The 17,991-nt window shown below is 73.8% G+C and carries 14 protein-coding genes and 1 pseudogene; 8 read left to right on the top strand and 7 right to left on the bottom strand.

Going from position 1 to position 17,991, the window contains the following annotated elements; genetic code table 11:
• The first annotated feature begins 29 nt into the window (after window positions 1-29).
• From ACIB24_RS07555 to ACIB24_RS07535, 5 genes and pseudogenes are all read left to right on the top strand, one after another.
• Window positions 30-326 (top strand): hypothetical protein, encoded by a 297-nt coding sequence (locus ACIB24_RS07555; RefSeq protein WP_398277557.1) that lies wholly within the window; start codon window positions 30-32, stop codon window positions 324-326.
• A 35-nt stretch (window positions 327-361) separates the two neighbouring features.
• A pseudogene (locus tag ACIB24_RS07550) lies at window positions 362-724 on the top strand (TadE/TadG family type IV pilus assembly protein); the annotation flags it as partial.
• Complete coding sequence (locus tag ACIB24_RS07545) at window positions 721-1,125, top strand: TadE/TadG family type IV pilus assembly protein (protein ID WP_398277554.1); 405 nt, start codon at window positions 721-723, stop codon at window positions 1,123-1,125. The pseudogene ACIB24_RS07550 and the gene ACIB24_RS07545, both read left to right, overlap by 4 nt.
• Window positions 1,122-1,571 (top strand): pilus assembly protein TadG-related protein, encoded by a 450-nt coding sequence (locus ACIB24_RS07540; protein ID WP_398277551.1) that lies wholly within the window; start codon window positions 1,122-1,124, stop codon window positions 1,569-1,571. The genes ACIB24_RS07545 and ACIB24_RS07540 overlap by 4 nt, the downstream gene beginning before the upstream one ends.
• Window positions 1,568-5,071, top strand: coding sequence for a BTAD domain-containing putative transcriptional regulator (locus tag ACIB24_RS07535; RefSeq protein ID WP_398277547.1), 3,504 nt, complete (start codon window positions 1,568-1,570; stop codon window positions 5,069-5,071). The genes ACIB24_RS07540 and ACIB24_RS07535 overlap by 4 nt, the downstream gene beginning before the upstream one ends.
• A gap of 35 nt (window positions 5,072-5,106) precedes the next feature.
• Here the strand turns inward: ACIB24_RS07535 and ACIB24_RS07530 are convergent, their stop codons facing one another.
• Window positions 5,107-6,699 (bottom strand): GMC oxidoreductase, encoded by a 1,593-nt coding sequence (locus tag ACIB24_RS07530; protein WP_398277544.1) that lies wholly within the window; start codon window positions 6,697-6,699, stop codon window positions 5,107-5,109.
• A gap of 81 nt (window positions 6,700-6,780) precedes the next feature.
• Complete coding sequence (locus ACIB24_RS07525; protein WP_398277541.1) at window positions 6,781-7,338, bottom strand: TetR/AcrR family transcriptional regulator; 558 nt, start codon at window positions 7,336-7,338, stop codon at window positions 6,781-6,783.
• A 142-nt stretch (window positions 7,339-7,480) separates the two neighbouring features.
• On the opposite strand from ACIB24_RS07525, the gene ACIB24_RS07520 reads away from it, so the two are divergent.
• Complete coding sequence (locus ACIB24_RS07520; protein WP_398277538.1) at window positions 7,481-8,812, top strand: lipase family protein; 1,332 nt, start codon at window positions 7,481-7,483, stop codon at window positions 8,810-8,812.
• A gap of 13 nt (window positions 8,813-8,825) precedes the next feature.
• Here the strand turns inward: ACIB24_RS07520 and ACIB24_RS07515 are convergent, their stop codons facing one another.
• The 5 genes from ACIB24_RS07515 to ACIB24_RS07495 all read right to left on the bottom strand — a co-directional run bounded on the left by ACIB24_RS07515 (window position 8,826) and on the right by ACIB24_RS07495 (window position 13,725).
• On the bottom strand, window positions 8,826-9,782 hold the full coding sequence (locus ACIB24_RS07515; protein ID WP_398277535.1) for a cation diffusion facilitator family transporter: 957 nt from the start codon (window positions 9,780-9,782) through the stop codon (window positions 8,826-8,828).
• Between the two features lie 35 nt (window positions 9,783-9,817).
• Entirely contained in the window at window positions 9,818-10,828 is a 1,011-nt protein-coding gene (locus ACIB24_RS07510) for a hypothetical protein (protein WP_398277532.1), read from the bottom strand.
• An 18-nt stretch (window positions 10,829-10,846) separates the two neighbouring features.
• Complete coding sequence (locus ACIB24_RS07505; RefSeq protein ID WP_398277529.1) at window positions 10,847-12,094, bottom strand: RNA polymerase sigma factor; 1,248 nt, start codon at window positions 12,092-12,094, stop codon at window positions 10,847-10,849.
• Window positions 12,094-12,471 carry a YciI family protein gene (locus ACIB24_RS07500; RefSeq protein WP_398277526.1) on the bottom strand — a complete coding sequence of 126 codons (378 nt, stop codon included), beginning with the start codon at window positions 12,469-12,471 and terminating at the stop codon, window positions 12,094-12,096. The genes ACIB24_RS07505 and ACIB24_RS07500 overlap by 1 nt, the downstream gene beginning before the upstream one ends.
• A gap of 81 nt (window positions 12,472-12,552) precedes the next feature.
• On the bottom strand, window positions 12,553-13,725 hold the full coding sequence (locus ACIB24_RS07495; protein WP_398277523.1) for a PP2C family protein-serine/threonine phosphatase: 1,173 nt from the start codon (window positions 13,723-13,725) through the stop codon (window positions 12,553-12,555).
• A gap of 78 nt (window positions 13,726-13,803) precedes the next feature.
• Here ACIB24_RS07495 and ACIB24_RS07490 point away from each other — a divergent pair, with 78 nt between their 5' ends.
• Window positions 13,804-14,331, top strand: a complete 528-nt coding sequence (locus tag ACIB24_RS07490; RefSeq protein ID WP_398278766.1) for a YbaK/EbsC family protein — start codon at window positions 13,804-13,806, stop codon at window positions 14,329-14,331.
• A 111-nt stretch (window positions 14,332-14,442) separates the two neighbouring features.
• The gene (locus ACIB24_RS07485; protein WP_398277520.1) at window positions 14,443-17,973 is read left to right on the top strand and encodes a DUF2126 domain-containing protein; all 3,531 of its coding nucleotides are present in this window, start codon (window positions 14,443-14,445) and stop codon (window positions 17,971-17,973) included.
• Window positions 17,974-17,991 lie beyond the last annotated feature (18 nt).

The following is a 17,991-nucleotide window of genomic DNA, read 5'->3' as shown; positions in this document are numbered from 1 at the left end:
CTCGATGTCCAGCTCACGGAGGAGTACGCATGAGAACCCGCCCCTCGGGTCCCCTGGTGTTCGACCCGACGACGCCCGCGGGCTTCACGGAGATGCTGCTGCGGGCCCGGGCCGACCACGCCCGCGAGCTGGCGCGCCGCGGCGACCGCGGTGCATCCGTCGTGGAGTGGGTGATCATCTCGGCGCTGGCCGTGGGCATCGCGGTGGTGGTCGGTGGCATCCTGCTGAACCGGTTGCGGGACAAGGCGAACAGCATCGACTTCGACACCGGCGGCGGGACCGGTGGCGGGGGCAACGGTGGCGGGAACGGCGGCGGCACGCCCTAGGTCGGGAGGGCCGTCGCGAGCGCGGCGCGACCACGGTCGAGCTGGCGCTCTACCTGCCCATCCTGTTCTTCGTCATCTTCGCCGTGGTGCAGGCGTCGTTGCTCTACCTGGGCAACCAGGCGGCGTCGGCGGCCGCGCGGGAGGCGGCCCGGGTGGCCCGCTCCGGCGGCGGGTCGGCGCAGGCGCTGCACGACGGGACGGTCCGCGGCCGCGAGTACGCGGCGGGCGTCGGGCGCGGGGTGCTCACCGACGTCGTCGTCGTGGTGCGGCCCGCGGGTGGCGACCAGGTGCGGGCCACGGTGACCGGGCGCGGCCTGCAGGTGGTCCCCGGTCTGCCGATGCCCGGCATCGCACAGGCCGCCCAGGGGCCGGTCGAGCAGTTCAGGCCGGACGCATGATCCGCCGGCGAGGTCCCGACCGCGGCTCGATGGCCGTCGAGACGGTGCTGGTGGCACCGGTTCTCGTGGCCTTCCTGCTGCTCGTGGTCGCCTTCGGCCGGTACGTGGCCATCCGTGGCGAGGTCGAGGCCGCGACCCGGGACGCCGTGCGCGCGGCCTCGCTGGAACGCTCCCCCGCCGCCGCGCGCCGGGAGGCGAACCGGACGGCGGCCGCCACCCTCGACGGGCGCGACTGCACCGCGGTGGGGCTGGGCGGGGCGTTCGTGGCGGGCGGCACGATCACCACGACGCTGCGCTGCAAGGTCTCCTTCGACCAGCTGGGGTTGCTCGGGCTGCCGGGCAGCGTGTCGGTCACGGCCACCAGCTCGGCGCCGCTGGACGTGTACCGGAGGGTCGTATGAAGGGCCCCTCGATCAGCTCGGACGACCGTGACGACCGTGGCGCGGCGACGGTCTTCCTGGTCGGCTTCGCGGTCGTGCTGCTCGTGCTGGCCGGGCTGGTGGTCGACGGCGGGCTGGCCATCAACGCGCGCCAGCGGGTCGCCGACGACGTCGAGCAGGCCGCCCGCGCCGGTTCGGCGCACCTCGACGAGGACGAACTGCGCGCCGACGGGCTGGTCCGGATCGACCCGGTCGCCGCCCGCGCCGCGACCACCCGGTTCCTGCGCGCCCGCGGCTACCCGGCCGGCGGCATCCGGGTACAGGCCACCCCGAACCAGGTCACCGTTGCGGCGACCCTGCAGCAGAAGACCGCTCTGCTCTCCCTGATCTTCGTCGACGACTTCACCATCACCGCGACCGGGACCGCACGCCCGGCGGTAGGGATCATCCAGGAGGTGGCACCGTGACCAGTCCCAGCACGCGGACCTCACGTGACCCGGCGCGTTTCCATCCGGGTTACGGGCTGGACGACGAACCGCCGCGGGGGCCGTTCGAACGTGTCGCCGCGGCCGTGGCCCTGCTGGCCCTGCTGGTGGGCGTACCCGCGCTCCTGCTCGTCCTGGCCGGGCCGCCCGGGTTCGGCGGCCTGGACGGAGGCGTCCTCGGCGACTCCTTCACCAGCGTCGACGGGCGCCTGGGCACCGAGCAGGTGGTCGCCGTCCTGGTGCTGGTGGCCTGGCTGGCCTGGCTGCAGTTCGCGGTCTGCACCGTCGTCGAGGTCGTGGCCGCGCTGCGCGGGGGGCTGCTGGCCGCGCCCGTGCCGTGGTCCGGGCCCAGCCAGCGTCTGGCCCGCACGCTCGTCGGCTCGGTGCTGGTGGTCACGACCCTGGCCGTCACCACCGGTCAGGCGCAGGCGGCCGTCGCACCGTCCTCCGGAGTGAATGTCTCTGCCCAGCAAGGTGTCTCGCGGTCCGTCGCGACCCCGCAGCAGGCCGTCGCGCCGGCCCCGGCGGTGCGCGAGGCGAAGGCCGACCCCGACGCGGACCTGGTCGGCAAACGCGTCTACACCGTGAAACCGCCGAAGGGCCGCCACCACGAGTCGCTGTGGGAGATCGCCGACAAGCACCTCGGCGACGGCCGCCGGTACCGGGAGATCTTCGGGCTCAACGAGGGCCGTCGTCAGCCCGACGGTCGTCACCTGCACCTGGCCCGGCTGATCCAGCCGGGCTGGCACCTGGTCATGCCGGAGGACGCGACCGGCGTCCCGCGTTACCAGGTCGGTACGCCCAGCGTCCCGGAGCCCGAGCCGCAGCCGTCGTCCGGCCCGTCGGCCAGTCCCTCGGCCAGTCCCTCGGCCAGTCCCTCGGCCAGTCCCTCGGCGTCGCCCACGCACGCGGCGTCCCCGACGCACTCCGGGCCCACGCAGTCACCGCCGGACCAGAGCGCGCAGCCGACGGTCAGGATCGCGCCGACCAGCTCCCCGCCGGCCAGCATCCCGCCGCCGGTCGACTTCCCGCTGCCCACCGACCTGCAGGCCCCGACCACCGCCTCGGCGAGCGCCTCGGCCACGGCGAGCCCAACCCAGTCCCCCACGCAGTCCCCCTCCCACCCCGCCGCGGTCGCGCCCCACAGCGCGCCCCCGTCGTCCGGGCCCAGCGGGGTCCCGACCGGAGGGCCTGGCGGCGGGTCGGGCGGCAGGTCGGACCCGTCGCAGGTCGACGCGGCCCGTGACGAGAACCCCGATGGTGCAACGACTCCCGCGGAGATCGCCGAGGCGGCCCGGGCCACCCTGTCGGGCGCGCGGTGGGAGCTGATCGGTGCAGGCCTGCTGGCCGCGGCGCTGCTCGGGCTCGTCGGCCTGGTCCGCCGCCGTCGGGGCGGGGGCGGCGAACCGGACAACGGCGCCGTGGAGACCGAGGTCGACCTGCGCGTCGCGGCCTCGGGCGACCGGGGCGCCCTGCTGGAGCTGGCCGTCCGGTCCCTGCCCGGCCTGTGCCACGGCACGGGACGCCCGCTGCCGCAGGCCCATTCGGCGGTCGCGGAGGACGACGCGATCGAGTTGCGGCTGACCGTGCCGCAGCCCGACCCGCCGCTGCCCTGGCAGACCGTCGACGACGGCGCCACCTGGCGCCTGGCCCGCGACGTGGCCGGCGGCCTGAACGGCGACGGCGAGAGCGCCTTCCCGATGCTGGTCGGGGTCGGGCGCGACGGGCGCGGCCGCGACGTCCTGCTGAACCTCGGCGCGGCCGCCGGTCCGATCGCGGTCACCGGCGACCCGGCCACGGCCACCGGCCTGGTCCGGGCGATCACGCTGGGACTGGCCGCGAACCCGTGGTCGCGGGGAATCGACGTGTACGGCACCGGGTTGCCGGCCGAGCTGCCGCTGCTGTCGGCGGGCCGGGTGACGCTGTGCCTCGACCCGACCGAGCTGACCGACCGGCTGACCCAGGACGGCGGGGCCCCGCCCCCGCGCACCACCGCCCAGCTCCTCGGCGGCGGGCCGCTGCCCGGCTCCCGGCCGGAACGGGTGGCCCTCTACGGGGCCGGGATCGACCCGGTCACGGCGGAACGGGCCCGTGTCGCGACCATGCACCGGGGCGACCTGGCCGTCGTCGTGGTCGGCGGGATGGCCGGTGCGCGGTGGGAGATCGTCGCGGAGCCGGGCGGGCGGATCACCTGTGAGCAGCTGGGTCTCGACGTCACCGCGCACCGCCTGGCCGACGCCACCGTCAAGCAGCTGCACGCGCTGTTCACGACCGCGACCCGACCGCCCGCCGGGTACGAGGGCGAACCGCTCGACGACCGGTACGACAGCGACGGCCTGTTCCGGCCGCCGGGGTCGACCACCCCACCGCCGAGCCTCGGCGACGGGGACGCGGGCGGGACGGTCGTCGTCCCGCTGCTGACGCCGCCGCACGGCCTGACCCGCCCGGCCGACCGGCCCGACGGGCCGCCGTCCCGCCCGGCCCGCCCGGCTCAGCACCCGTTCGACCCGGGCACCGGGTCGCACGCCCTGATCACCGCGGTCCCCGACGCCGGACCGGACGCGGGGGGAGACGTGGTGATCGAGGCGCACGACGAGCCGGTGTTCCGGCCGTCGAACCGCGGGCGACGGGCCGGCGGCCCGCGCCCCGCCGGGGAGGCCGGAGCCCCCTCGACCCGGCCCCGGCCGGAGCTCGTCACCGACGCCGACGACGCGGCCTGGGCCTCGGCGTCGGCCCGAGTCTCGGTGCTGGGCACCGTCGAGGTCCGGGCACCCGGCCCCCTCGACGAGGCGCGACGGGCCGTGGCCGAGGAGGTCGTGGCCTACCTGGCCCTGCACCGGGCGGGAGTGCACCCGAGCGTGCTCGGGGCCGCGGTGTGGCCGCTCGGGGTCACGCCGGACGTCCGGCAGGAGACCATCGAGCTGGTCCGGGACTGGCTGGGCACCGACTCCGACGGGGTGCCCATGCTGCGCGAGGGCCACGACAGTCGGCTGCGGCTGTCGCCGCAGCTGCCGTGCGACTGGGACGTGCTGCGCTCCCTCGTCTCCCGGGCCGAGCACGGGCTACCGCGCCAGATGGAGCACGAACTGCTGCTGCGTGCCCTGCATCTCGTCCGCGGCCCGGTGGCCGGGGGCGTGGTGACCGGCGGCTACAGCTGGCTGCCCCGCACCGGGGTGCAGCGGCAGGCCGACGGCCTGGTGCTGCGGGCGGCGGGCCGCCTGGCCACGCTCTGCGCGGAGGACGGCGACCACGTGGCCGCCGCGCAGGCGGCCGCGGCCGGGTTGCGCGCCGTGCCGACCGACCAGGAGTTGTGGCGGCACGTGATCCGGGCCGAGCACAACCTGGGCGGGCAGGCCCGGCTGGTCGCCGTGGTCGACCAGATGCGGCTCACGCTGGGCGCTTTCGGGGTGGACGTCGACGCCCGGACCAACGCCCTGATCGAGCATCTGGGCGACGAGCCGCCGACCCGTCGCTGGGCGTAGGCCCTCGGTTGCGTGAGACCGCACCGGGCGAGGCGTCAGATGAGGCTTCCGACGTCCGCACGGACCAGGTTGTCGAGGGCCCGTTCGGCGACCGCGGCGATGGTCATCGAGGGGTTGCAGGCACCGGTGGTGCCGGGGATGAGTGCGCCGTCCAGCACGTAGAGGCCCTTCTGACCGAGGACGCGACCGTCGAGGTCGCAGACCGACCCCATGGCGGCGCCGCCGAGCGGGTGCCAGGTGGTGTTGGCCAGGGCGTTGGTGTCGGTCAGGAAACCGCATCTCCCGACGATCCGGTTCGCGCGGGCGGCGATGGTCTTCCAGATGGCGGCGTCGCCGTTCTTGGGCCAGTGCAGCTTCACCTTGTCCGACGCACCGTCGTAGACGAACCTCCCCCGCCCGGTGCTGACTCCGAAGCCGACCATCATGGTCGAGCGCGGGTTCACGCCCGCCGGGAAGGGCAGGGAGGCCTGGATGACGGTGTTCGCCCTGGCCGGGTCGGCCCAGTCCTTGGTGCCGTAGATGACCGGGCCGCCCTGTGGGGTACCGAAGTCGTCCTCGAGGTTGGTCCAGACGTAGATCCGGTCGCCGTTGGTGCCCCACCCGGTGCCGAGCGCTTCGGGCAGGTCGGTGATCTGGCCGGTGCCGGCCGCGCGGACCAGCAATTTGGACGTGTTCCCGCTGCCGGCGCCCAGCACCAGCGCCCTGGTGGTCAGGATCTTCTTCTCCACGACGTCCCCGGTCATGTTCAGCCGGTCGACGTGGACCTCCCACCGCCCGTCCTTGGCCCGGGCCACGTCGGTGACCTGGTGCAGCACGTGGACCGTGCAGTTGCCGGTCGCCTCGGCCTGCTTGACGTAGGTGACGTCGACGCTGAACTTGCCGCCGTTGCGCGCCCCGAAGAGGTCGCTGTTGATGTACGAGGGGCGCAGTTCGCCCCGTAGTTCGGCCAGCGCGACGTTCCAGTCGATCGGCATGGGGATCTTCTCGACGGAGTAGCCGGCCCGCTCCGCGTACCGCTTGAAGATCCTCGGCGGCCGGTAGGTCCGGCTGTTGATCAGCGCGTCCGGTGCGGTCGCGGCATGCAGCATCCGCGCGACCCGCGGGTAGTACACCCGGTTCATCAGGTCCCAGTTCAGGCCGTCGGGCAGCAGGGCGCGGAACACGTGCTCGGCCGGCTGGAGAGTCATCCCCTGGTAGATGAGGGATCCGCCCCCCACCCCCACGCCGTACAGGGACGTGATGTTGTCACCGTGCACCGCGTCCACCAGCCCGGGATACGGGGCGAACACACGCTTCTGGCCAATGATCCTCGGGTTGGCCCCGAACCACAGGAGCCGCTTGTCCGGGGCGGTGACGTGCGGGAACGTGTCGGAGTTGGGCCCGGTGGGCCAGCGGATCCCCTGCTCCAGCAGGGTCACGGGGACGCCGGCCTGGGCCAGCCGCAGGGCCGTCACGCCACCGCCGAAGCCCGAACCGACGACGACCACCCGGTGCTGTTCGCGCCGGACGGGCACCGCGTTCACCCGGGCGGCGACGGGAGCCGCCGCCGCGGGCCGGGAGCCGGCTAGGCCGAGGCCGAGGGAGGCCGCGGCCCCGGTCAGGAGAGTGCGGCGGTCAATGGTGGGCATCCGGACTCCGTTGTCGCTACCGATGAGTAGTGGACGGAATCTAGACAGTTCTGCGCCAACTGTCCACCACGAGATGCGACGTCAGCGACGCGACCCCAGCACGGGGACCAGCAGCGGAAGTACCCAGCGCCGCAGGGAGGTGCGCAGGTCGTCGTCCTCGTGCACGGCGGGGCTGTCCATCAGGAGCACCGAGAACACGATGCGGACGATCAGTTCCAGGGCGTCCGCCTCGTCGAGGCCGGGCAGTCCGTCCAGGGCCTCGCGGAAGAACGCGCCGGCCAGGGGCAGTGCGCGCTCGATCGCCCGGGGCTCGAAGAACGGGCTGTCCGCCCCGGGAGTCAGCAGGCGCGACAGGGCGGGATGTCCCCGGACCACTCGTCGGGCCATCACCACCAGCTCGATGAGCAGTTCGCCGGGCGGAAGGTCGGACGGCAGGCCGGCCCGGACATCCTTGAAGAGATCGAAGGCCACGACCGCCATGGCCTGGCCGACCAGGTCCTCCCGACTGCCGAAGATCGTGTAGACGGTCTGCCGGGAGACCCCGGCCGCCTTGGCGACCGCCACCACGTTGACGTTCTCGAACCCGTCCTCCTCGATCATGCGGACCGCGGCGTCGAGGATGCGCTGGGCTGATCTCATCCCCGGAGTATCGCAATCACGCGCCTGGACCGGCGTTCGTCGGCAGTGATCCACCCTGGCATCCGATTTCCTACCCAGTGGACACATTGGCTGCTACTGTCCAGTAGCTCGCGAGACGTCAAGGATGATGGAGGGTCGGCGGATGCGCCTGCACACTCAGTGGTTGAGGTTGGTGATGGGCGCGGCGGTCGTCACGGCGACCGTCGGGGTCGCCGTTCAGGCTCCGGCCCACGCAGCCGCCGCGCCCAAGCGTGGGGGCCCGGTGCCGGCGTTCTACGTCCCACCGACGAGACTGCCCGCGACGAACGGCGCCGTGATCCGGACCGAGCAGGTCAAGTTGGCGCTGAGCGGGCCGGTCGTGCCCCGCGTCTTCCCCCGTTACGCCACCCGCCTCATGTACCGCTCGACGGATGCGAACGGCACCCCGGTCGCGGTGACCGGGGCCTACTTCGAGCCGACGAAGCCCTGGCCCGGCGCCGGCCCGCGCCCGCTCGTCGTGGTCGCCTCCGGCACGGTGGGCCAGGGTGATCAGTGCGCGCCGTCCCGCGCGCTGTCCTCGCCCTTCATCCTCACTCCCGGTCCCTCGTTCTCCGGCGGGCTGGAACTGCCGGCGATCTACCGGCTGCTGGCGCAGGGCATGGCCGTGGTCGAGACCGACTACATCGGTCTGGGCACGCCGGACCGGGTCCACACCTACGTCCAGCGGATCGACGAGGGGCACGCCGTGCTCGACGCCGCCCGGGCCGCTCGGGCCCTGCCGGGCGTGTCGATCACGCGCGACTCGAAGGTCGGCGCGTACGGGTACAGCCAGGGCGGCGGCGCCTCGGCATCGGCCGCCGAACTGCAGCCGACCTACGCACCGGACGTGCCACTGACGGCCACCTATGCCGGCGCCCCGCCGGCCGATCTCGCCGCCGTCACCGCCGCCACCGAGGGCACCGAGATCTTCGCCGTGATCGGGTACGCGGTGAACGGTTTCGTGTCCGAGAACCCGCGGTTGCAGCCCGTCCTCGACCGCTACACCAACGACGCCGGCAAAGCCGCCCTCAAGGACGTCGCCACCACATGCATCGCCGACACCTTCGCCCGGTACGCAGGCGGGCACACGTCCACCTGGACCAAGGACGGTCGCACCCTCAACGAGATCGCCAAGACCGAACCGCTCCTGCGGGAGGTCTTCGCCCAACAGGTGATCGGGACCATGCGCCCGGCCGGGAACGTTCGGGTGGCGACCGGGGTGAACGACAACCTGGTGACGCACGCCCAGGTCCGGACGATGGCCGAGAGCTGGTGCCGCCTCGGCGGCAACGTGACCTACGTCCCGGTGAAGGGCCCCCGCACCCCCAGCGGGACGGTCAACCACTTCGCCCCGTTGATCCTCGACCAGGCCCCCGCCGTGACCTGGATCAGCAGCCAACTCCGAGGCAGCAGCGCACCGGCATCGAACTGCGCGGCCATCCCGACGACGAGATGAAGCCCGGCCCGACCTACGGTTCGAGGGATTGCTCGTCGGGAGCCGAGAGGCTGAGGACGGCGCCCGAGACGGCCGGGGAGGCCGTCAGTTTCGCCTCCAGCGCGCGGAGCCGGACGGCGACGTGCGACTCGGTGTCGTCGCCGGTCAGGTCGACGTCGCCGACGATGCTGACCACCCGGGGGCCGGTCACCTCGAGGCGCAGGTAGGTCACGCGGGCGACCTCGGGCTGGTCGAGGATCGCCCGCAGCACCGCCGAGCGGATCCGCGCGTCGGGCTCCTGACCGATGAGGAAGTCGCGGTTGCGCCGGATCAGGACGACGGCCACGACCGCCAGCACCAGCCCGACGAGGATCGAGCCGATCGCGTCCGGCACGGGTGATCCGGTCAACTGGTGCAGGCCGAGCCCGCCGGCGGCCAGGACGATCCCGACCAGGGCGGCCGAGTCCTCCGCGAACACCGCCCGCAGGGTCGGGTCCGACGTGACCAAGACGTGCTCGATCAGGTCACGCTCGAGCGTGCGCGCCTCGGGGCCGGCCTGGCGGATCGACTGGAGGAACGACGTCCCCTCCAGCACGAACGAGACCGCGAGCACGATGTAACCGATCAGGTAGTCCGTGGCGGGCTCGGGGTGGAACAGCTCGGAGATGCCGTGCTGCACGGACACCGCGGCGCCCGCGACGAAGAGGCCGAGCGCCGCGAACAGCGACCACACGTAGGCCTCGCGGCCGTACCCGTGCGGGTGGGCGTCGTCCGGCGGCCGGTGCGCCCGCCGGTTGGCGACGACCAGGAAGACCTCGTTGCCCGCGTCGGCCCACGAGTGCGCGGCCTCCGCGACCAGGGACGCCGACCCCGTGACGACCGCGGCCCCGGTCTTGGCCAGGGCGATCACCAGGTTGGCGACGAAGGCCACCGCGACGGTGAGGGCGCTCTCGTTCTGCTCCGCCGGAACCCCGGGGACGTCGATCGCCATGGGTCACTTGCTACCACGGGCTCGTCGGAGGGGCGCTACGACCAGCGACCGTAGTTCCGCGCGGTGGCGCCCGTGGCGCGCAGGCCGTCGCACGAGTAGCCGCCCGTCAGCCGCGGCGCGACGCGCACGTTGCCGGACCGGGCGATCGCGCGGCTGTCGTCCGTGGCGTGCAGCGCCCGCTCGAAGCTCCACAGCGCGTTGGAGCGCACGGCGTTGCCGACCCCGGACACGTGGTTGCCGACCACGGCGGCGTCGTAGTTCCGGGCCCAGCGGGCGTCGCGCTGGGCCACCACCTGCGAACCGACCAGGTTGCGGCTGACGGTCACGTGGTGGGTGCCGTGGCCGAGGATCACGCCGGCCGCGACGCGGGCCATCGTGTTGCGGGTGATCGTCACCCGGCTCGCGGCGCCGTCGGTGGCGTTGGGGCCGGCGGCCTTCACGGCGGCCCCGTTGGGGATGCCGTAGATCAGGTTGCGGGTGATCAGGCCCGGGCCCGACCCGGCGCCGGGCATCAGGTAGATGCCGTGGTCGTTCATGAACGCGTCGCCGCGGGCGTCGTTGTCGTGGATGCAGTTGCCCGAGATCCGGTAGTCGCGCGGCAGGCCGTTGCGCGCCGACCCGGTGACCATGACGTTCGAGACCCCCTGGCTGCCCCAGACCTCGGAGTTCTGGAACCGCCAGCCCGTGCCGCCGTCGAACTTCACCAGCAGCTGGGTGCGGGCCGCGCCGGTGGTGACGTCGATCCCGTCGACCGTCCAGTAGTCGGCGTTCTCCAGCTGCAGGGTGCCGCGGATCAGGACCCGGGCCCCGGGGGCGGCCTTGACCGTGATCCGGGCGTCCCGCCGTCCGGGCGTGATGCCCCAGCCGACGGTCCCGGTGTAGGTGCCCCCGCGGACGACGACCGTGTCACCCGGTCGAGCGCTGCGCACGGCGTCGGCCAGGTCGGCGGCGGCCACCGTGCGGGTCGCCGCCCGGGCGGGCACCGGAACGAGCGCCACCAGGACGAGGGCGACGGTCAGGACGGGGAACCAGGTACGGCGAGCCACCCCTTGCCCGTCGTCCGGTCACGTCCCCCACTTGAGCGACACGGTGTTCTCGTCGCGGATCCGCGACCGCAGCAGGTCGCGTTCGTGCCCGGTGGGCGCGAGCGCCGCGGCCCGCCGCAGCTCGTCGTCCGCCTCGGTGTCCCGGCCCAGGCGCCGCAGGACGTCGGCCCGGGTGGCACCGAGCAGGTGGTAGCGGGCGAGCCGCGGGTCCTGGGCGACCGCGTCGAGTGCCGCCAGCGCGGCCTCGGGCCCGTCGGCGTACAGGACCGCGACCGCACGGTTGAGTTCGACGACCGGGGACGGCGCCAGCTGGGCGAGCGCGTCGTAGAGGGCGACGATCGCCTCCCAGTCGGTCTCCCCGAACGAGCGGGCCCGCGCGTGGCAGGCGGCGATCGCGGCCTGGACGGCATAGGGGCCCAACGGCCGCCGCACGGCCACCGCGCGCTCCAGGGCCGCGAGGCCGTGCGCGATCAGGGTCCGGTCCCAGCGGGTGCGGTCCTGCTCGGGCAGCGGCACCGCAGAACCGTCGGGCGCGGTGCGGGCCCCGAACCGGGATGCCTGCAGCTCCATCAGCGCCACCACGCCGTGCACCTCGGGCGCGCGAGGCAGCAGCCCGGCCAGCACGCGCCCCAGCCGCATCGCCTCGCGCGCGAGGTCGCGCCGGATCCACGCCTCGCCGCTCGAGGCCGAGTAGCCCTCGTTGAACACGAGGTAGACGACCTCGAGCACCGCGGACAGCCGCTCGGGCAGCTCGTCCTCCTGCGGCACCTCGAACGGCACCCGCGCCTCCGCCAACGTGCGCTTGGCCCGCGAGATCCGCTGCCCGATCGTCGTGGCCGGCACGAGGAACGCCCGCGCGACCTCCTCGGTGCTCAGCCCGCCGAGCAGCCGCAGCGTCAGCGCCACGCGCGACTCGCGCGGCAGCACCGGATGGCAGGTGACGAACACGAGCGCGAGCAGGTCGTCGCCGATCGCCTCGGGCGCGGGGGCCTCCTCGACGGCCGGCTCGGCCAGCAGGGCGTAGCGCGCGTCGCGCCCACGCTCGCGGCGGACGCGGTCGACCGCCCGGTTACGCGCGACGGCCGTCAACCAGGCGCCCGGCCGGTCGGGGACGCCGTCGCGCGGCCACTGCTCGAGCGCGGCGACGAAGGCGTCCTGCGCGACCTCCTCGGCCCACCCGACGTCCCCCAGCAGGCGCGTGAGCGAGGCGACCAGGCGCGGGCCCTCGATCCGCCAGACCGCCTCGATCGAGCGCCGGACGTCCACTAGCCCTGCGCCTCGCGGAACTCCTCGAGCGAGATGCAGGGGCGGATCTCCAGCCAGGAGGTCGTGGTGTCGTGCGGGTCGCTCGGGCAGCGACGGGCCCACTCGACGGCCTCCTCCAGGGACCCGACCTCCCACACCCAGTAGCCGACGACGATCTCCTTGGACTCCGTGAACGGCCCGTCGACGACCGACGTCGTGCCGCCCTGGAAGGCGACGCGAACGCTCTGCGACGTCGCGCTCAGCCCGCCCATGTCGAGCATGACGCCCGCCGCGACGAGCTCCTCGTTGTAGGCGCCCATCGCGGCGAGCAGCTCCGCGCTGGGCATCTCGCCGGTCTCGTCCTTGGGCTCGATCTGCACGAACACCATGACCTTCATGGGGGTCCTCCTCGGTGGGGTCTCACCTGTCACGTCGAACGGGAGGCCCCGTTTTCGACACGGACCCTAGTGACGCGGGTACTAGTGCCGGTGCAGGAGGACCAGGCCCCGGTCGTCGCCGGTGCCGCCGATGGCGTCGACGAGCCGTTGCGCGCTGCCGGCGTCGCCGCGCAGCAGCACGGCCTCGGCGGCGCCGAGCAACCGGTCGATGCCGCGGCTGACGTCGACGCCCTCGGCCTCGACCAGCCCGTCGGTGTAGAGCATCAGCGCGTCGCCGGGCGCCAGGTGTCCGGCCGTGACCGGGTAGGCGGCGTCGGGCAGGATCCCCAGCGGCAGGCCCTGCTGCGGTTCGAGCAGCGTCCAGCGGCCCGACCCGGCGTGGTGCTGCGCGGCCGGTGGGTGCCCGGCGGCGGAGATCACGAAGATGCCGGTGAGCAGGTCGAGACTGAAGTGGACGGCGGTCGCGAACCCGTCGTCGTCCCCGTGCCGCAGCACGTGCTGGTTGGCCATGGGCAGGAACCGGTCCTGCGGCACGGAGTCCAGCAGCGCCGCGAAGGCGCCGGCCAGGAGCAGGGCCCGGCCCCCCGCCGTCCGGCCCTTGCCCGACACGTCGACGACGACGACGTCGAGCCGGCCGGGTTCGGGGGTGGCGGCCAGGACGAAGTCGCCGCCGAACCGGTCACCGCCCGCCTGCCGCAGCTCGACGTCGAGGTGCCAGTCGCGGGGCAGCGGCGGGATGGCGGTGCGGGCCCGCAGCCGGTCGCGCAGGTCGATCAGCACCGTGTCGGCCTCGTCGACGCCGCCGATCTTCTCGGCCACCCCGCGGCGTTCGCGCTGCCGGGCGCAGCTGAGCACGAGGGCGCCGATCATCACGAGCTCGAGCGTGGGCAGCCACTGGACGTCGCGGTTGGCCAGCGTGATGGCCACCAGGACGACGGCGCCCACCACGGTCGCGTCGAGCAGCAGGTAGGCGGGTGAGGTGAGGAGCAGGCCTACGAGCAGCAGGAGCAGGGCTCCGGCCAGGGGCAGGAGTTCGGGTCGGAGGGTGGCGATCAGGGCGAACGAGGCCCCGAAGCCGGCCAGGACCGACCACCAGGTGGCGTCGTCCATCTCGAGACGCGCGGGCCCGCGGTAGGCGAGGAGGCGCCGCCGGGTCGGCGCGGGACGTGGGGGCGCCGCGGCCCGTGGCACGCTGCGCTGCTTGATCACCCCGGCGGAGGTGGCTGGGGCGGCCCGGTCGTGGACCTTCACCATGCCCTAGACCGTATCGCAAGGTGACTATTCAGGTGCAAAGAGTTACGAGGGAGGTGCGCAAAGATGTCGGCCGTGAGCATCGCCCTGACCTGGAGCCCGGCCCTGGAGCGGCCGGACCTGCTGGCCCCCGCCGTCCTCGAGGCCCTGACGGCCGACCCGCGCCTGGCGGCGGTCGAGGTGACCGCGATCGACCCCGAGCTGGCCGACACCGCCGCCCTCGTCGAGGCCACCGACGTGACCGCCGGGCAGTCCGCGAACTGCGTGGTCGTGGCCGGGCGCCGCGGCGGCGAGACCCGGTACGCCGCCTGCCTGGTGATGTCGACCGGGCGGGCCGACGTCAACGGCGCCGTCCGGCGTCGACTGGACGCACGGAAGGCGTCGTTCGCCCCGCTGGCCGAGGTCGAGGCGGCCACGGGCATGGCCTACGGGGGGATCACCCCGCTCGGCCTGCCGGACGGGTGGCCCCTGCTGGTCGCGCCGGTCGTGGCCGAGCACCCGGCGATCGTGATCGGCAGCGGGGTGCGGCACTCCAAGCTGCGGCTGCCGGGCCCGCTCCTGCTGGAGGCCGTCGCGGCCGCCGAGGTGCTGCCCGACCTCATGGGGTGAAGCCGATTTGCCTGGGGGTGAGCAAGGTCGCACACCTCGTGTAACACGAGCGTGCGAAGGTCATGGGGATACAGCAATTCGGCAGCACCCCGGCACGCCCCAGGAGCCTCGTTGACCATCCGCGTCGCGCTCGAGCACCGCACCGTCTACCGGTTCGACCGGCCCACGACGGTGCACCCGCACGTGGTCCGGCTGCGCCCGGCCGCGCACAGCCGCACGCCGATCAGCGCCTACTCCCTCACGGTCGAGCCCGCCGAGCACTTCCTGAACTGGCAGCAGGACCCGTTCGGCAACTACCTGGCCCGCCTGGTCTTCCCCCAGCCGACCCGCGAGTTGTCGTTCACGGTCGACCTCGTCGCCGACCTCAGCGTGATCAACCCGTTCGACTTCTTCGTCGAGGACTACGCAGAGACCTTCCCGTTCCACTACCCGCCGCAACTGCGGGCCGAGCTGACCCCCTACCTCGCGTCGGTCGACGAGTACGGCCCGGGCAGCGGCCCGGGCCCGCTGCTACTGGACTGGCTGCACGGCGTGGAACTGCCGGACGACGGTCTGCGCATCGTCGACTTCCTGGTCCAGCTCAACAGTCGGGTCGCGAACGACGTGGCGTACACCGTGCGGATGGAGCACGGGGTCCAGTCGCCCGACCAGACCCTGCGCCGCGGTATCGGTTCGTGCCGGGACTCGGCCTGGCTGCTGGTTTCCGCCCTACGCAAGCTGGGCCTCGCCGCCCGGTTCGTCTCCGGCTACCTGGTCCAGCTCACCCCCGACCCGCCGCCCGGCCACGACCGCCCGGTCGACGGGCCGTTCGAGGACTTCACCGACCTGCACGCCTGGACCGAGGTCTACGTGCCGGGCGCAGGGTGGATCGGGCTGGACTCCACCTCGGGGCTGTTCGCCGGCGAGGGGCACATCCCGCTGGCCGCGACCCCGCACCCGGTCAGTGCCGCACCCATCTCCGGGGCGACCGGCAAGGCGGAGGTCGAGTTCGAGTTCTCCAACACCGTCCGCCGGGTGCACGAGGACCCGCGGGTGACCCGGCCGTACGACCTCGACCAGTGGGCCCGGGTGAACGCACTGGGGGCCAAGGTCGACGCCCTGCTGGAGGAGGGCGACGTGCGGCTGACCACCGGGGGTGAACCCACCTACGTGGCGGTCGACGACATGGAGTCCCCGGAGTGGACGCTGGCGGCCGACGGCCCGGACAAGCGGCGCCGGGCCGCCGAGCTCACCCGCCGGTCCCTGAAGCGTTGGGCCCCCCGCGGCGTGGTGCAGCACGGGCAGGGCAAGTGGTATCCCGGAGAACCGTTGCCGCGCTGGCAGATGGCCGTGACCTGGCGCAAGGACGGCGGCGCGATGTGGAGCGACCACGGGCTGCTCGACAGCCCGGGTGACGAGGCGACGCTGACCCCGTCGTCCGCCGAGTCCCGGGCCGCCGCCCGGTCGCTGGCCGTCGAGTTGACCCAACTGCTCGGCCTGCCGAACACCGCGTTGCTGCCGGCCTACGAGGACGCGCTCTACGCGATCTGGCAGGAGAACCTGCTGCCCCGCGGGCCCGAGCCGGAGGTGGACGTCGACCCGGCGGACCCCGCCCTGGCCGATCCCGACGAGCGGGCCGAGAAGGTCCGCAAGCTGCTGAACGAGCTCGACGCCGACCCCGGCCACCCGCGGGGTTGGGTGCTGCCGCTGCACCACACCGGCAACGGGTGGGGCACCGCGAAGTGGGAGTTCCGGCGCGGCAAGCTCATCCTCACCCCGGGCACCTCGCCGCTGGGGCTGCGCCTGCCGCTGCAGGGGCTCTCCTGGTCGCCGCCCCCGCCGCCGGCCGAACGTTCGCCGCTGGAGCCCCGGGGGCCGCTGGCCGAGTCCTACCTGACGCGTTACGGCCCGCGGCTCCAGGGCCGGTTGAGCGGTGCCTCCGACGACGCGGACCCGACCCGCGCACCGAAGGCCGGGAAACGGGGCGCCGCCGGGCGCACCGGGCTCAGCGGCTCCGCCACCCCGGCCGACACTGACGAAACCGACTCCGTCGCAAGTACTCCCGAGGCGTGGCTGGGCGGGGACGGCTCCGAGCGGACGGCCCTGTGCGTCGAGGAGCGCGACGGCCACCTGCACGTGTTCCTGCCGCCGCTGACGCACCTCGAACACGCGCTCGACCTGCTCGCCGCCGTCGAGTCGGCGGCCCGCGCCAGCGGGCAGCGCGTCGTCCTCGAGGGGTATCCGATCCCCTCCGACCCGCGCACGTCGTCCCTGACGGTCACCCCCGACCCGGGCGTGATCGAGGTCAACGTGCAACCCGCCTCGTCGTGGGCGGAGGTCGTGGAGATCACCGAGGGGCTCGACGCCGACGCCCGCGCGTCCGGCCTGGCCACCGAGAAGTTCGACGTCGACGGCCTGCACACCGGCACCGGGGGCGGCTCGCACCTGACCCTGGGCGGCGCCACCCCGGCCGACTCACCCCTGCTGCGCCGGCCCGACCTGCTGCGCAGCATGCTCACCTACTGGCAGCACCACCCGTCGCTGTCGTACCTGTTCTCGGGGCGGTTCGTCGGCCCGACCAGCCAGGCGCCGCGGGTCGACGAGGCCCGGCACGAGGCGGTCTACGAGCTGGAGGTCGCCTTCGCCGAGCTGGACGCGGCCGCCCGCGGCGACGCGCCGGCCCCGCCGTGGGTCGTCGACCGGGCGCTGCGCCACCTGCTCACCGACCTGACCGGCAACACGCACCGGGCCGAGTTCTGCATCGACAAGCTCTACTCCCCCGACTCCCAGCGCGGCCGACTCGGCCTGCTGGAACTGCGCGCGTTCGAGATGCCGCCGCACCCGCAGATGTCCCTGGTGCAGCAGCTGCTCGTGCGTTCCCTGGTGGCCCGGTTCTGGAACGAGCCGTACCGCGGGCCGCTGGTGCGCTGGGGCACCCAGCTGCACGACCGGTTCCTGCTGCCGGGCGGGGCGGCCCGCGACATCGCCGACGTGGTCGACGACCTGAACGCCCACGGCATCGACTTCGAGAGCGACTGGCTCGACCCGTTCATCGACTTCCGCTTCCCCCGGCTGGGTTCCGTCGAGGTGGGCGGGGTCGAGCTCGAGCTGCGCCAGGCGATCGAGCCCTGGCACGTGCTGGGCGAGGAGGCCACCGGCTCGGGCACCTCACGGTTCGTCGACTCGTCGGTGGAGCGGGTCGAGCTGCGGGCCCGGGGCGTCGTCCCGGAGCGGCACGTGATCACCGTGAACGGGGTGCCGGTGCCGCTCGGCTCGACCGGGACGGTGGGCGAGGCCGCGGCCGGCGTCCGGTTCACCGCCTGGCAGCCGCCGTCCAAGCTGCACCCGACCATCCCCGTCCAGGCCCCGTTGACCTTCGACGTGGTCGACCGGTGGAACGGCCGATCGCTGGGGGGTTTCCGGTACCACGTCTCACACCCGGGCGGCCTGGCCTACGACACGTACCCCGTGAACGCGGCCGAGGCGGAGACGCGGCGGGTCTCGCGGTTCGAGACGACGGCGCACACGCCGGGGCGGATCGACCTGTCCCACCGGCCCGCCGGCACGTTGGCCCCGGTGGGACTGGCGGCCGTCGACCCGCGGGGTGGGTACGCGGGCTTCGGGGAGTACCCGACGACACTCGACCTGCGCCGTCACGTCTGAGACATAAGATCCCCAGTT

The sequence above is a fragment of the Spongisporangium articulatum genome (genome assembly GCF_044465595.1).
GTDB classification, from domain to species: Bacteria; Actinomycetota; Actinomycetes; order Actinomycetales; family Kineosporiaceae; genus Spongisporangium; species Spongisporangium articulatum.
Note: the sequence above shows the minus strand (reverse complement) of the source record. Positions and strands in the feature narration are given on the sequence as shown.